The 14,448-nt window shown below is 61.2% G+C and carries 16 protein-coding genes and 1 pseudogene; 7 read left to right on the forward strand and 10 right to left on the reverse strand.

The window, feature by feature from the left end:
• Positions 1–134 precede the first annotated feature (134 nt).
• The 4 genes from GCU68_RS02485 (at position 135) to GCU68_RS02500 (ending at position 4,347) form a co-directional block, all read left to right on the forward strand.
• Complete coding sequence (locus GCU68_RS02485) at positions 135–755, forward strand: heme NO-binding domain-containing protein (RefSeq protein WP_152938888.1); 621 nt, start codon at positions 135–137, stop codon at positions 753–755.
• On the forward strand, positions 748–2,367 hold the full coding sequence (locus GCU68_RS02490) for a methyl-accepting chemotaxis protein (protein ID WP_152938889.1): 1,620 nt from the start codon (positions 748–750) through the stop codon (positions 2,365–2,367). Before GCU68_RS02485 ends, GCU68_RS02490 begins: the two co-directional genes overlap by 8 nt.
• A 203-nt stretch (positions 2,368–2,570) precedes the next feature.
• On the forward strand, positions 2,571–3,674 hold the full coding sequence (locus GCU68_RS02495; protein WP_152938890.1) for a putative sulfate/molybdate transporter: 1,104 nt from the start codon (positions 2,571–2,573) through the stop codon (positions 3,672–3,674).
• Between the two features lie 199 nt (positions 3,675–3,873).
• Positions 3,874–4,347, forward strand: coding sequence for a DUF7384 family protein (locus GCU68_RS02500; protein ID WP_152938891.1), 474 nt, complete (start codon positions 3,874–3,876; stop codon positions 4,345–4,347).
• A gap of 8 nt (positions 4,348–4,355) precedes the next feature.
• Here the strand turns inward: GCU68_RS02500 and GCU68_RS02505 are convergent, their stop codons facing one another.
• The 6 genes from GCU68_RS02505 to GCU68_RS02530 all read right to left on the reverse strand — a co-directional run bounded on the left by GCU68_RS02505 (position 4,356) and on the right by GCU68_RS02530 (position 8,717).
• Entirely contained in the window at positions 4,356–4,907 is a 552-nt protein-coding gene (locus GCU68_RS02505) for an XTP/dITP diphosphatase (RefSeq protein WP_152938892.1), read from the reverse strand.
• A 145-nt stretch (positions 4,908–5,052) separates the two neighbouring features.
• On the reverse strand, positions 5,053–5,337 hold the full coding sequence (locus GCU68_RS02510; RefSeq protein ID WP_152938893.1) for a DUF5808 domain-containing protein: 285 nt from the start codon (positions 5,335–5,337) through the stop codon (positions 5,053–5,055).
• Positions 5,338–5,393: 56 nt separating this feature from the next.
• On the reverse strand, positions 5,394–7,064 hold the full coding sequence (locus GCU68_RS02515) for a bifunctional N(6)-L-threonylcarbamoyladenine synthase/serine/threonine protein kinase (protein WP_152938894.1): 1,671 nt from the start codon (positions 7,062–7,064) through the stop codon (positions 5,394–5,396).
• Between the two features lie 51 nt (positions 7,065–7,115).
• On the reverse strand, positions 7,116–7,250 hold the full coding sequence (locus GCU68_RS02520; RefSeq protein WP_152938895.1) for a 30S ribosomal protein S27ae: 135 nt from the start codon (positions 7,248–7,250) through the stop codon (positions 7,116–7,118).
• A gap of 1 nt (position 7,251) precedes the next feature.
• Positions 7,252–7,569, reverse strand: a complete 318-nt coding sequence (locus GCU68_RS02525) for a 30S ribosomal protein S24e (RefSeq protein WP_152938896.1) — start codon at positions 7,567–7,569, stop codon at positions 7,252–7,254.
• A 134-nt stretch (positions 7,570–7,703) separates the two neighbouring features.
• A complete protein-coding gene (locus GCU68_RS02530) occupies positions 7,704–8,717 on the reverse strand; it encodes a beta propeller repeat protein (protein ID WP_152938897.1) in 1,014 nt (337 codons plus the stop codon).
• A gap of 108 nt (positions 8,718–8,825) precedes the next feature.
• Here GCU68_RS02530 and GCU68_RS02535 point away from each other — a divergent pair, with 108 nt between their 5' ends.
• Together GCU68_RS02535 and GCU68_RS21555 are read left to right on the forward strand one after the other, a co-directional pair.
• Positions 8,826–9,140, forward strand: a complete 315-nt coding sequence (locus GCU68_RS02535; protein WP_152938898.1) for a hypothetical protein — start codon at positions 8,826–8,828, stop codon at positions 9,138–9,140.
• Positions 9,141–9,780: 640 nt separating this feature from the next.
• A pseudogene (locus GCU68_RS21555) lies at positions 9,781–10,030 on the forward strand (transcriptional regulator).
• 412 nt (positions 10,031–10,442) lie between these two features.
• Here the strand turns inward: GCU68_RS21555 and GCU68_RS02545 are convergent.
• From GCU68_RS02545 to GCU68_RS02555, 3 genes are all read right to left on the reverse strand, one after another.
• On the reverse strand, positions 10,443–10,697 hold the full coding sequence (locus tag GCU68_RS02545) for a hypothetical protein (RefSeq protein WP_152938899.1): 255 nt from the start codon (positions 10,695–10,697) through the stop codon (positions 10,443–10,445).
• 572 nt (positions 10,698–11,269) lie between these two features.
• Positions 11,270–11,752 carry a DUF7344 domain-containing protein gene (locus tag GCU68_RS22155; protein WP_449411963.1) on the reverse strand — a complete coding sequence of 161 codons (483 nt, stop codon included), beginning with the start codon at positions 11,750–11,752 and terminating at the stop codon, positions 11,270–11,272.
• 578 nt (positions 11,753–12,330) lie between these two features.
• Positions 12,331–12,762: an ester cyclase gene (locus GCU68_RS02555; protein ID WP_152938900.1), complete on the reverse strand. Its 432-nt coding sequence runs from the start codon at positions 12,760–12,762 to the stop codon at positions 12,331–12,333.
• Between the two features lie 251 nt (positions 12,763–13,013).
• On the opposite strand from GCU68_RS02555, the gene GCU68_RS02560 reads away from it, so the two are divergent.
• The gene (locus GCU68_RS02560; protein WP_394352489.1) at positions 13,014–13,466 is read left to right on the forward strand and encodes a response regulator; all 453 of its coding nucleotides are present in this window, start codon (positions 13,014–13,016) and stop codon (positions 13,464–13,466) included.
• A gap of 105 nt (positions 13,467–13,571) precedes the next feature.
• Here GCU68_RS02560 and GCU68_RS02565 read toward each other — a convergent pair whose 3' ends face one another.
• Positions 13,572–14,411 carry a Cdc6/Cdc18 family protein gene (locus tag GCU68_RS02565; RefSeq protein WP_227014906.1) on the reverse strand — a complete coding sequence of 280 codons (840 nt, stop codon included), beginning with the start codon at positions 14,409–14,411 and terminating at the stop codon, positions 13,572–13,574.
• Between the last annotated feature and the right edge of the window lie 37 nt (positions 14,412–14,448).

The raw sequence follows: 14,448 nt of genomic DNA on the forward strand, positions 1-14,448 counted from the left end.
CGGAGATGTAACGGAAAAACAATGTGATGGAGGGAAACACCTAACAAGTTATAGTTGAAAGAGAGAGTGACTATCATGGAAAGTGGGATGTTTTTCACGAGAAGCAGCCGACAAACTGGGTCTGGAGGGATCGAATGCACGGAATTATTCTGAAAACGCTGCAGGCGTTCGTCGTCGATACCTACGGCGAAGACGCCTGGCTGTCCGTGCAACGAGAGGCGGACATCGAGGAGAAAGTCTACGTCCCGGTGACCGTCTATCCGGACCGTGACGTCTACGAAATCGCCCGCACGGCCGGCGAACTCACCGACCAGAGTCCGCGGACGATTCTGACACAGTACGGCAAGTGGGTCGTTCCGGCACTGCTCGAGACGTACGACCTGCACATCGACGACGAGTGGAACGGACTGGAACTCATCGCGAACATCCAGCAGTTTCACACGTCGTTACGGACGCGGGATCTGACGACGCTGACGACGCCACGGATTCGGTCGGAGCGCCTCGACGAGGATCGGGTTCGGATCACCTACGATTCCGACCGCAAGCTGTGTGACGTCGCTCGCGGCGCGATCGAGGGCGTCGCAGAGCGGTTCGACGAAAACCTCGTCGCCGAAGAACAGACGTGTATGCACGAAGGAGACGACGCCTGTCGGTTCGATATTCGACGGGCCAGCACGGACACCGGGTCGGCAGCCACGTTCGAATTCGAGTCCGAGTCAGCGTCGAACGCGACACTGGGAGGGCAGGATGACTGACGCAGCGCCGACTGCGGGTGATCGATCGCCACTTCCGGGCGCGATACAGACGGCCCGACCGCTCGGATTCGGGCTCACGGTCGTCGTCGTCGGTCTCGCCGCCGTCGCCGCTGCCGCCGTCGGCCTCGGCGAGTTCTCGCCGACGCTGCTTGGCGTCGGCGCTGGTGGCGTCGTTGCGACCGGCGTCGCGGCTATCGCCATCGCCGCGGTTTCGGACGCCCGTACCGCGCCACGTCAGCGTGACGAGCTATACGCGGCCATCGATGACGTCGCCGACCGAACGGCCCGACTCGAGGACGGCGATCGCGACGTCGACTTTCGGACCGACGGGGACGACGCCGTCTCCCGACTCGAGACCTCGCTCGCGTCGCTTCGCGAGCAACTGGCGGCCGGCGAACGAACCGATCAGTCGTTGAGCGACCTCGAGCGCATTGTCGAGACACACGCCGAGACGACGGGCTCGGTCGCCGACGGCGATCTCACTCAGCGGTTCGAGCACCCGACCACCCACGACGCGGTCGAGGAACTGGCGGACAACTCGAACGAGATGCTCGCCGAGATCGAGGAGACGTTCTCGACGCTGAAGTCGTTCTCCGGCGAGGTCGTCACCTACAGCCACGAACTGAACACGAGTATGGAGACGGTTCGCGCCGAGGGCGACCGCACGAGCGAGGCGCTGACTGCGGTCGTCGAGGACAACGAGGAACAACACGAGCAGCTGCGAACCGTCGCCGCGGAGATGGAGTCGTTCTCGACGACGGTCGAGGAGATCGCCGCGACGGCCTCGGAAGTCGCCGATACGGCGGACCGAACCGCACGTGCCGGTCAAGAGGGCAGTCAGGCTGCAGGCGACGCGATCGACGGCATGGACGTCATCGAGACGGAGACCGAACGAACGCTCGAAGAGATTGAGCAGTTAGAGGCCGAAGCCGAGCAGATCGACGACCTGGTCGACTCGATCAGCGACATCGCCGAGCAGACGAACATGCTGGCGTTGAACGCCAACATCGAAGCGTCCCGCTCTGCCAGCGGTGAGCAAGGATTCGGCGCCGTCGCCGACGAGATTCAGAACCTCTCCGAGAAGGTCTACGACTCGGTCAAATCCGTCGAGGAACGCCTCGAGACGCTCAGAGGGCGAGCGATCTCAGCGGCCGACGAGGTCCGGACTAGTCGCGATCGTATCGAAGACAGCGTCGACGACGTCGAAAACGCCGCGAGCGCACTCGAGCAGATCGCCGAACTCGCCGAGCAGACGAACAACGGCGTTCAGGAGATCTCCGCGGCGACCCAACAGCAGGCAGCTGCGACCGAAGAGGTCGTCGTACTGGTCGAAAACGCCGCCGAGACGAGCGAGCGAACCGCAACGACGTCGGCGCAGGCGGCCCGGCGGGCGTCCGCACAGGCCGAGGCACTCTCGCACGTCGCCCACAGCGCGACCGTGCTCACCGAGCACGCCGGCGAGTTGAACGCCCACCTCGAGCGCTACGACACAGAAGGCGGCTACGACCTCCCCGAGGCGAGAGCCGCCGCCGACGTCGATCCCGAAGCGGTCTCGACGGCCGATCCGATGCCGGAGGCGATCGACGACACCGGGTTCGCTCCGCAGGAGTAGTCGCGGATCAGTGCAGCGCTTCGTGATCGGCACCCCCCGCTCGAAATTTCGGGTGGATTCGACTCGAGGGAACGACCTCGCGGGCCGTCCGACCGCGACCCGACGCTGCGTGCGGGTAACGATGTTCGCTTGTTCGATCACGATCGATAAACTGCTAATAGTTACTGAAAAGAGTGAAGAGTGCAGCGACAGTAACGCCGATAATGGCGTATTCGATCCGTTCGTTCACCGATTCCGACCTCGAGTTTTCGACAGGTGAACTGACGGGTGCGCTAGGAGATTCGATTACGGTTCTCCCATTGCTGGTTGCGCTCGCTGCGACGACGAGCGTCTCGCTGCCCCACGTGCTGGTCGGCTTCGGTGTCTTCCAGATCGTCTGGGGCCTGTATTACGGCATGCCGCTTTCAGTCGAGCCGATGAAAGCCCTGATCGGGCTGGCGATCGTCGGCTCGCTTTCCTATCCCGAACTCGCCGCCGCCGGGCTGCTCGCGGGGGGTGTGCTCCTCGCCGTTGGACAACTCGGCCTCGTCGGTCGCCTCCAGACGATTGTCGGCGAGCCCGTGATCCGTGGCGTCCAGTTCGCCGTTTCCCTGCTGTTGCTCGAGGCAGCCGTCGGACTCTCGAGTGGCAACCTGCCAGTCGCCGCAGCCGGGATCGCCATCGTTGGCCTGCTAGCTATCGTTGGCTACCGACAGGCGAGCGTGTTGTTCGTCCTCGGCCTCGGGAGCGTCGCGGCCGTCGCGACGGCCGGCATCCCAGCGCCTCAGTTGCCCGATCCCGTGCTCTTTCCGGCAGGAACGCCGTCGCTTTCGGGTGCAGCCCTCGAGGGCACCGTCGCCCAGCTCGGAATGACAGTCGGGAACGCGGCGATCGCGACCGCGCTGCTCTGTGGCGACCTTTACGATCGAAACATCTCCGCTGACACGCTCTCGACGAGCATGGGCGTGACCTGTCTCGCGGCGATTCCCTTCGGCGGCGTCCCGATGTGTCACGGCAGTGGCGGACTCGCGGGGAAGTACGCCTTCGGCGCGCGAACCGGCGGGGCGAACGTCCTCCTCGGCGTCGGCTACCTCGCGCTCGCACTGGTCGCCACCGGAGCGCTGCTGGCTGCGTTCCCACTGTCCGTCCTCGGCGTCTTACTCGTCGTCGTCGCCCTCGAACTCGCGCGCGCGGCCGTCTCCCCGGTCGACGGCCACCGCGGGCTTGCGGTCGTCGTCGGCGTCGGCGTCGCCGGGTTGGCGATCAACGTCGGCGTCGCCTTCGTCCTCGGGACCGTCGCGTTCTGGCTCGTTTCCCGGCTCGAGTAATGGGGTCAACGCCGAGCGACCAGCAGACACGATACCGAGTCCGGTACGGGAGACGGACCGCTTTTGCCCCCAGCCATCCAACAGCCGGCGATGACAGCATCCTGGGACGCCCTCTTCGACCGCGCCGCGGCGTACGACGTCGACCTCGAGTCGATTCGGGCGACGATCGACGAACTGGCGGCTGTGGAGGACGGCGACGATGCCTGACCAGCCCGACCCTGCACGCGTCGTCGCGGACGCGGACGTGCTCGCCGCCGACCTCCTCGTCGACGGCGACGCCCGCGAGGCGCTCGATCACGTCCGCCGGCACTCGTGGATCGACCTCGTTGCGAGCGATCCGCTGCTCGAGCAGACGGAACGGCTCGTTGCGACTCTCACCAATCCCGACCTCGCAGCCGACCACCGGGAGCGACTCGAGGCCGACCGCGTCGCTGTCGACCAGCCCGAAGGCGACCACCCGGCGCTCGCGTCGGCCTATCGCGGCGGCGCGGCCCACCTGCTGTCGTACGACGACGCGCTCGGATCGGCACGGGCCGGGCTCACGTTACAGCCTCGCATCTCGGTCAGCGTTCGCCCGCCGGACGCGTTCGCGCGGCTGTTCGATCCGGAAAGTCTCTACGAGGTCGTCGAAGGCGGGTCGTATCCGGGTCCGGACCGGGACCCGAGAGAATAGGACTCGAGTTACGCCTCGCGGTCGGCGTACCACTCCGTGAACGCGGCGAGCGCGCGGCCGCGATGCGAGATCGCGTTTTTCTCCTCGGTGCTCATCTCGGCCATCGTCTGGCCGTTGTACTCGAAGATCGGGTCGTAGCCGAAGCCACCCTCGCCGCGCGGGGCAACGAGCGTGCCGGCGACCGACCCATCGAACGTCTCGGTGCCGGTTTCGTCCGCGTAGGCGAGGACGGTCTTAAAATGTGCGCGGCGGTTTTCTTCCTCGCGTGCGAGTCGCCAGAGCCGTTCGACGCCGACGGTGTCCTCGACGTACGCCGAGTACGGCCCCGGAAACCCGCCCAGGGCGTCGACGAACAGGCCCGCGTCGTCGACGAGCACCGGCTGTTCGCCACCGGCTTCGTCGAAGGCCTCTCGAGCGCCGTGGGCGGCGATTTCGGCGAGCGAGTCGCTCTGGATCTCCGTGTAGTCGTAGTCGATCTGCTCGACTGGCTCGATATCGGCGAGGTACTCGCGTGCCTCCCGAACTTTCCCCTCGTTTCCGGTGACGAATCGAATGGCCATGTACGAGGCGGGGGTCCCGGACGGAAAATAGGCGTCGGTTGCTGACGCTCGCTTCGCTCGAGGGATGGAACGCTGCGGCTCACGGTTTCAGACGGGCCTCAGGAACGCACTCGAATTCGGGTCACACTGTGACCCGTAAAAGATGTTAGTTGCCGTCGTCGTCGACGATGACTTCGACGGGTTCGTCCTCGGCGTCCTGGGACTCCTCGGACGAGCCCTGTTCTTGCTGCCACAGGAGTGCACCCGCGACGAGCACGACGACCCACGAGCGCCAGTTAGCGAGGTTCAGGGTGTAGCCGACGCCGAACGGTTTCTCGACCAGCATCCCTTCCCCGGGCTGCCAGTACGCCGAGAGCATGCTGCTGAAGTTCGGTCGTTCGAAGTTATACGGTACCCCGAGAATCTCTCCGGAAGTCGGCTTGTCTGCCATGGACGACCGTACGGTCTCCCGTGATATGAGTATTGGGTGCTCGCCTCGAGCGACGATCAGTCGGTCACGTACCGACCGCGACCCTCCACGTCCTCGAGACGCTCGAGGACGCGCTCGTCGCCGACCTCGCGGTACCCCTCCCGGACGGCCGCACGAAGCAGGTCGGGATCGAGGGCGGTGCCGACGAGACTCTGGTCGAAGACGTGCAGATCCATCGCGTAATCCTCGACGTGGTCGGTGTGATAGCCGAGGCCGAAGTCGATGAGGTACGTTCGTTCTCGTGGCTCATCGGTACCAGCGTCGTCACGAGACGCCCGTCGACCAACCCTGACGTTTCGCGTCGTCGGATCGCCGTGGACGAATCCGGCCCCGTGGAGTCGTGCAAGGTGGCGACCGACGTCGCGCACCCGCTCGACCGACAGCCCCTCGCGGAGATCGGTCGCGCCGACGTGCTCGAGTTCGAGCGTCGCTTCGGTGGGATCGACATCGGAGAGTACCGGCGTCGGCACGCCCTCACGGCGGGCGAGACTGGTCAAGCGGGCCTCGAGCGTCGTTCGCTCGCGTCGAAGGCGTTCGTCGAGGTCGGGGTGGCGATACCCCTTCGATTCGCGGCGTTTCCTCACGCGGCCGGCGTCGGGCTCGAGGTCCACGAGGGCTTCGGCGCCCTGTTCCGTCCCCGTCTCGCGGCCGCGCTCGAGGTCCTCGCTTCGCTTGGACTCCCCACGCCACGTCACGGCCACCTGATCGGGCCGATAGTTCGGGTTCACACGCGACTCGGGGAGTGCGAGCGTATCGCCGGCGTCGTACATCTTCGCGCCGAGGACGGCGATCATGCCCGCGTTGTCGCCAAGAAATCGGGGCTCGGGGGCGTGGAAGTCGGCCCCGCGTTGGTCGCACATTGTCTCGAGCATCTCGCGCAGGCGGGCGTTCTGTCCGACGCCGCCGCCGAGGACGAGTTCGTCGCTGCCGGTCAGCGAGAGGGCGCGTTCGGCGACCTCCGTGAGCATCCCGAAGATGTTCTCCTGAAGTGAAAAACAGATGTCCTCGACGGGAACGCCGTCGTCGTGGGCCTGCTTCGCGGCGCTCATGATGCCCGAAAACGAGAAATCCATCCCCTTGACGACGTAGGGGAGGTCGACGTACTTGCCGTCTTTCGCGGCCGCTTCGACCTTCGGGCCGCCGGGGTGTGACCAGCCGACGTGGCGGGTGAACTTGTCGATCGCGTTGCCGACGCCGGTGTCCATCGTCTCCCCGAGGACGCGATAGCGGCCGTTGCGATACGCGAGAAGGTGGGCGTTGGCTCCGCTCGCGTTCAGACAAACTGGCGAGTCGAAGTCGGCTGTGTGGCGACCGATCTCGAGGTGGGCGACCATGTGATTGACGCCGACCAGCGGAACCTCGAGGGCCTGACTCAGTGCCCTCGCGGCCGTCCCGACGATCCGCAGACAGGGGCCAAGGCCAGGACCTTGCGAGAAGGCGACGGCATCAACTGGTGGCTCCGTCGGTGGTCCGTCGTGGGTTTGGCGGGCGTGCTCGAGAGCCGTTTCGACGACGCGCGGGATCGCCTCGTGCATGTGTTCTGCGGCCTCGCGGGGATGGATGCCACCGCTTTCGGGCTCGTAGGCGTCGCTCTCGATGACGACCTCGTCGGTCGCGCAGTCGTACACCGCCGCGCTGGCTGCCCAGGCGGTGCCCTCGATGCCGAGGATTCTGGTGTCAGAACTCACGTGTGGTGTCTGCAGGAAGACGCGAGACGTGGTGAAACCGCTCGGTGCCGATTACGCCCACTCGGTGTAGCCGCACTTGCCACAGTGGGTGCGGTCGCCGTGGTCTGCGAGGAACACGTCGCCACAGCGGGGACACATTTCGCGGTCGGTGGTACCGTCGTCGTTGTAGAGTTCGTGGCGTGCCATCTTAGGCCTCCTCCGCTTCAGCGTCAGCGTCTGCTTCGTCAGCGCCGATCTTGTTTCGCTCGAGCATGTGGTCCTGTTCGACCTCGCGGGCGTCGTCGGCCGTGTCGTAGACTTTGGCCTCGCCGACGGTCTTTCGCATCCCGAACTTGGTGTCGAGTTTGCGGATGACGACCTCGTCAGCGTCCTTGTTCAGCTTGGCCGCGAGACTGTCACGGACCTGCAGGCGCGAGGGGGTCGCGTCCTCGTGGGTCAGCTCGAAGGTGACGTCCGCTCGATGCAACATGGGGTTCTCCGTTTCGGAGATGATGTCGACGTCCATGATATCACTCAGTTACTCTACTATCCCCGTGTAGCGCCTAAAAGGATTTCGAAGCATGCACCCTGAACGGATTTCGAACGTCGATCCGGTGTGTTCGGCCACTCGAGTCACACCTTGGCGTGTCTCAGCGGCGTCTATTCGGAGACGACCGCCAGCCCGCGCGGAGCCTGCGTCTCGAGTGGCTCGTCCCAGTCGATGTCGAGCCGGTGCCACGAGTCGCCGAACTCCTCGCTGACGAACACGCCGCGGTTGTGTAGCGCGTAGACGACGCCGTCCGTACCCGGCGTGTCGAAGACCGCGCGAACGACGCCGTCGCCCATCGGTATCCCGCGGTCGTCGAGTCGGTCCCAGTCGCTCTCGCCCGTGCGACGGTAGATGTACGATTCGGCCCGCGCGGTCGTGTGTGCGCTCGAGGCCCCGCGTGCGCTCGAAAGGATAACTGCATCCCGATCGGCGGGGTCGACGGCCAGCCCCCAGCAGTAGGTGTGCTCGAGGCCTCGTTGGGGGTGCGTCCACGTCTCGCCGCCGTCGTCGCTCTCGGCGTAGCCGTCGCCGGCAGCAGTGTAGACTCGCCCCGCTCGATGGGGGTGGGTCGCCAGCGTGTGGTTGTCCCGGCGCGACCCCGGCGGGCGCTCGTGCCACGTCTCGCCGCCGTCGGTGCTCAGCACGAACGCACCCGCTTCGATTCCGACGTAGAGCCGATCGGGGTCGAACGGATCGACCTCGAGCCAGCGGACGTGATGGGTGTGGGGCCGCGGCGGGAAGAACCACTCGTCGGCGGAGGGGAGGTCGATCAGCCCCGAGCGTTCGGTCCAGGAGTCGCCGCCGTCCGCAGAGCGGTAGACGCGACTCGGTTCCGTCCCGGCGTAGAGCACGTCCGGATCGTGTGGACTAATGGCGAGTGACATTACCGCCTCGCTGACGAACGGCGTCTCAAGGCGCTCGAACGACTCACCACCCGTCCGGGACCGAAACAGGCCGTCCTCGAACGTGCCGACGAAGACTCGTTCCGGGCGAGCGGGCGAGACGGCGAGACACTCGAGTGAGGTGCCCTCGAGTGCCGTCGTCGTCGACCACGCGTCGGGACCGCGGTCGGCGCTCGAGCAGACGAGCAGGCGGTCTCGGAGGGCGACGTAGACGGTTGGCATAGGCGTCTAGAGGCGCCGCCAGCACCTAACGATTCGGGGCCGCAGTGTCATCGGCGACGATATGAAGGCAAGCGTTCATCCGCATCGGTTCACAACCGCTGGCCAGCCATGCCCGCCCGTCCCCCATCCCCGCAGACACCCGTCGGCAGGTCGCTCGAGACCGACGACGGTCGCACCCTCGCGACGACCGCCCAGCTCGCCGCCAGCATCGAAGCCACGACCGGCTACCGCCTCGACGAAGCCACGCTCGAGGCCATCTTGCTCGAGTTCGACCGTGGCGACTACGTCGAATGGACCACCGTCACCCGCGACGGCGAGTACGTCTGGGACCTGACCGAGACGCCTGATCGGATCGGTGACGCCGTAGCGACCGCCATCCTCGAACGGATACACTCGTGGCTTGGGGACGAGACGACGCCATAGTATGGAATCGGCAGTCGGACAGCAGCGCTGAGTGCTCGCTCGAACGTCCTGGACTGTCTTGGACGCGACAGTCGTGGCCCGGTCGAACGCGACGACTGCGAAAACGCAACGAGGCCGGCTCGGGACCCGAAAGCCGGGCTGGAACCTACCAGCACCACCTACCGTTCCAGCCAGTTCAGAATATATACCCCACCATATATAACGATTCTGCACAAGATTGGAACCAGTCGTCCGATCACGACTCGAAGGCGTAGCCATCGGGACGGGTTCAACCGCTCCGACACATCACGGCTCCGACAGCAACGGGTCCGCTCGACTCAAGAGAACGCCACTACCTGAGCGAGTAGACGCCCGTCGCACTGTCGTCTGGCGATAGCGTATCAACTGTCACACACTCGCTCTCAGTTCGGCTCTCGTATGTGCGGTGATACCGACTATCGTGTGATTAAAGAGTGGGGTTCTCGAATCGGAAAACGGGCTGGAAACGAACCACCACCTACCGTACCAGCCCACTTCTGTATCAGTTCGCTTAGGTAATAGCCGTTGTGGCCAGCAGTTAGTAGTGCTCGAGAAACTCCTTTAGTTGATATCCAGTCGCTGTACCGGTAGGCGTATTCTTTAGTTCTGACACAGAGGAAGTATGCGACAGCCCGGCGACTGGATGCAACAGCCGACCGACGATCGAGTTCTCGAGGCGTTGGATTCGTCGGGTATGATTCTCTCTCCAGCAGTGCTCGCGAAGAACATCGAACGAAGCCGCAAAGAGGTTACTCGTCGACTATGGGCTCGTCACCCGCGTCGAGCGAGGGTACTACGAGATCACCGATCTCGGTGAGCAGTATCTCGCTGGTGAACTCGATGCAGCCGACCTCAAGCCGGATGACAGCTGACCGACTCACGAACTGATCCCCTCGAGTCCGGCAACGTCGCCGTTCACGCCGAAGATCCAGTGACGGCCGTTCGGAATCCGCACATCGACACGTACGCGGTTCGTCGGTAGTCCCGTAATCTCGACTCGAGCCGTTCGTCCGTCCGGTAAATCGACAGTAAATTTGTCGAGCGAGTTCGTTGTGTTCGATCCAGATCTGGTTGCTATCCGTGACATACACGGGAGAAGGAACGAAGATCCCATATTCCTACACCGGCAGTGGCCGGAAAACGACTATATTCAATATATCGGCTGAAAACAGCACTGAGAGAGACTGAAACCGGTGGCCGGAAAGTGGCCGGAAGTTGGCCGGGAAGAATCTTGAAGTCCTGGTATTCAGAGCTAATCCCGCGTGAAAGACACTCTCACTACACCTACGTGTCGATTGCGTCGAGAAACTCGTCGAGTGTATCGACGCAATCAAGAGACGTTCGGTGGTTCGACGACTCGAGGGGGGTGTACCGAAGGACAATCATGTTCTCCTCCGTCGTGTCCCGTGCCTGATCGACGCTGCGGACGCCTTGCCAGATTCCGGTGACTTTGACGGGGCCATGCCGTTCATGCGTGTAGGTCTCGTCCTGCTTGATGATCTGCTCGGACGCAGAGTTAAGAGACTCCTCGGCAGACATTAGCAGTGGCTACCATAGTCGAGGATTTAGAGGTTAGGCCTTTGATGGCCGACAGCAGGCACTGATGCAGATACGAATTCTATAACTCAGCCCGTCATAGGTCGTGGATACAACACACATGGATTTCGTCGGTTATCGGGGAGGTCCAGATCACTCGACATTGTCGCTTCACAGTGAAGTCCAACATATGTTGGATTCAGGATTATGTACCAGTTGCTGGTATAGCTGATGTGGACGGCAGCCCGGCTAAATCCCACTTCGGACGGCCGTCTACATATCACTTCGTTCTGACTCACCCATTATTCACAAAGATGGGTCGTGATCCCTGGCCGCCACCCTTACCCAGTTACATAATCGGCAGCGATCGCGCTATTGGACAGTCTGTACACTATACGTTACTGTGGTAGATGTAGTGACATTGAACTCGGTCGCTGACCGGAAGTTTGAGAACGTCGTCGCAACTGTCGCCAGAATGAACAGGGTAGTGATGAGCGCAACGAGTGTCTGATCAGGGATCAACAGCAGGCCGCCCACGGAGGCGATCAGCAGGCTCGCGCTCGCTCCAATAGTTGTTACGTAGTAGTTTTGGCGGTACGCGAACCGAGAGAGTCAAGATCGGATTCCCGGCGCTCGCCGTCGCGCGAGTTCGCCGCCTCGAGATAGGACTGGAAGAGTTCCAATCGATCGGCCGGGCGCACGATTCCGCGGGGCTTGTTGTAGTCAATGATTCCTTTCTCGTCGAGTTTCGGGAGATGTGTCTGATAGAGTGAGATGTAGACGCGCTGGCGCTGGGTAGGGGTCAGTTGTGCAACGGTCGTTTCATGTTCTTTCGCTGCGATGACCTCAGCGAGATGTCCCATCTTGACGGGACCCTCTTTGGCTAATAAATAGTCAATCACGTCTCTTCTACGGTTAGTCTGGAGGATCTGGAAAACTTCATTTGAGGACAACTTCGATGGTGCGTCGGATGGGGAGTCGCTGGAGGAAGAGTCCGGCACGCAAAAGAGGCGGTCTGTATCGATTATCATTGTCTGAGAAAGAGATTGGAGGATCATAAGCAGCGTTCCAACAGAATTTGGTGTGTTGAAATATCTCTATCAGACAATCATCAATGGATTTGTGTTATCACTGACTACCAACTTCGGTCAGATGCATGTCCGAGAAGTACGACGGGACAGAGTAGTACGGCTCTGTTGAAAGTCTATTCTTTAGATGTTTTTTGCGTGAAACACACGCTCATTACAGCTGCGAACTGAGCGGTGCAACAGATGTACTAATTAGAATTGTAAATATTCTGAATCAGTTGTCACTCATCGCGGCAGGGTTTCTACTGGGTAGGTTCCTTACTCCCTCACGCGTGACGAAGAGAATTAGACACCTGTAGGAGGGTGTCATACAACAGTTCCCAACACCCATTATTCACGAGACCAGCCATGAATAAAGCAGACAATTGGCGAAATCACCAGATTACACAGCGTATCATAGAATGCTTCTCGTCCCCGTCGAAGTGATAGATACAGAGGGTGTAGTCATCATCGACGGGAGATCGGAACATTACCACAGGATTTTGATAGCTCGATACGAACCGTCGCTGCGACCAGTATCCGAGTGGGCAGGAGAATTCGGGAGAATATTAGTGTTCCTCGACAATTCCGAGTTGTTGGAGCATGCCAAGATCGTCCTGTTGATACCTTTTTTCGGCGATCTTTTCATCTTCCATCCGGAAGATCGCCAGACCTGTGATCTCGAAGGACCGGTTCGTCGCAGGAATATCAAAGAGGTCGTTTTCTTGGGTTCCAGTGAAGGTCCAGCGTGCAGCAACTTTCTCCCCGGACTCGAAGTAATCTTCCAGTTCGATATGGGCATCAGGGATCCCAGACAACGTCTCCGTCCACCATTCGCCATACTCTTCGATACCGTTCACATCTCCATCGGCACCGATTAATCCCTGAACAAGGACATCCTCAGTCACCAGCTCCGGCAACGCGTCCACATCTTGCTCGTTGAACGCCTCGAGATACCGCTCGATCACCTGTTTGTGCTTGGATGGTGTGGCTTGGGCCATAGGATCTTCACCCCAGTAGATCTATGTGATGCAGTAGCATAGAGTCGCTGAGTGAAAAATCGGCAAGGACTGCACGGGAACCGGTCGATGAAAGATACGCAGGATCTATCCAACAGCCTATTCGACGAATTTTTGGTGAAAATACCTCCCCCCCCCCCCCCTTGAGGACAGTTCTATGACACGCTCACCTGTATTGTAGTCGTTAGAGTTGCAGTTTTAACCTTGCAGCTTCAGGCTTTAGTATGGCACCCATGAACAATGGTGATAACAACGATATTGGGGAAGCCATCGATATTTTACTTGTCGAGCCGAATCCCGGTGACACTCGGCTTTTCGAGGAGAACTTCCGAGACGCAAAGCTCGCGAATGCTGTTCACGCCGTAACGGATGGTGAGGAAGCTCTCGACTTCGTTTATCAGCGTGGTGATTATGAAGACGCACCAAGGCCCAATCTCATCTTGCTTGAGCTACAGCTCTCCGGAATGAGTGGCCAGGATGTTCTCTCCGAACTGGAATCCGAGGAAGCTCTTAGCGAGATTCCAGTAATAGTTCTCACCGGTTCCAAGGCCGGTGAAGATCTTGTAAAGTCGAGTGGTATTGACGCAGATGAGTATATTCAAAAGCCAGTCGAGGCCGAGGAGTTCATCGAGTTTGTACAGGAGGTCGAGGACTTTTGGTTCGCAGTCGTCAAAAACGACGAATGAGTGCTATCAACGCTTCCAGCAAGTAGATACGAATAATGGCTACCCAGTACTGACCGCTATGGGGGTGTCAAATAAACCAGCCAGAGAGTATCAACAAAACCGCCGTCAGAGATCCGGAATCGAGTAGTTCTTTCCTCTTCCCGTCCCGGTAGTCTCGAGCAAGCCGTACTTATCGACGAGCGTGGAGAGATACCGTCGACGGGTTCGGTTCGGCTTTGGATTACCGATCCGTTCCTCGTACGTTGCATAGAGATCCGTGACACCGATCCGGCCAGCGTCGGCGACGATATCGTACAACAACCGCTTGTGCGTTCCCAAGGTATCGATGTGATCCTGTCGCAGATCGGTCCGGGCTGCACCGTGGATTGCATTAACATCGTCGTGCCTGATCTGCGATCGATCGTCTCGCACGACACGCTTGGTGGCTTTCTCGAGGTGCTTGATCGCCTCTCGAGCATCACCAGCTGCGATATCGGGATGTACTCGACGACATCCATCGTGATCACGCCGGGCCGAAGCCCCGCGTCGATCCGCGCCAGCAGGATGGTCGACTAACTCTTGATGTGTGTACTTCCGAAGCCGAAGCGTCTCGGCACTCGAGAAGCTAGATTTGACCCGCCCATTCAGCTGGTAGTTGGAGAAGAAGTCGTCTTCGTCGATCGTGATACCGACGATCGTCACGTTCGGGAGATCGCCGAGTCCCAACAGGAGTGTCTCGTCTTCCAGGACGTCGACCTCGTCGAGGATCGCAACGATGTGGTCGTCCGTGTCTCGAAACGTCTTGATGAACGTGCTGGCGGCCGTTCCGTCTCGAGAGAGGTGATTTCCGATTCCCGAGTCTTGTGCAAGCCCATGGAGCACCTCTGTCTTCGACGACTCGAGCAACTTGACGGTCTCGGTCGACTGGATGGACGGCGCGGACTCGAGCGCGACGGCGGATATCACGGAGTCGATCGAAGCGAGCGAACCACTTCAGCACGGC

It is taken from the genome of Natronorubrum aibiense (assembly GCF_009392895.1).
Lineage (GTDB): Archaea > Halobacteriota > Halobacteria > Halobacteriales > Natrialbaceae > Natronorubrum > Natronorubrum aibiense.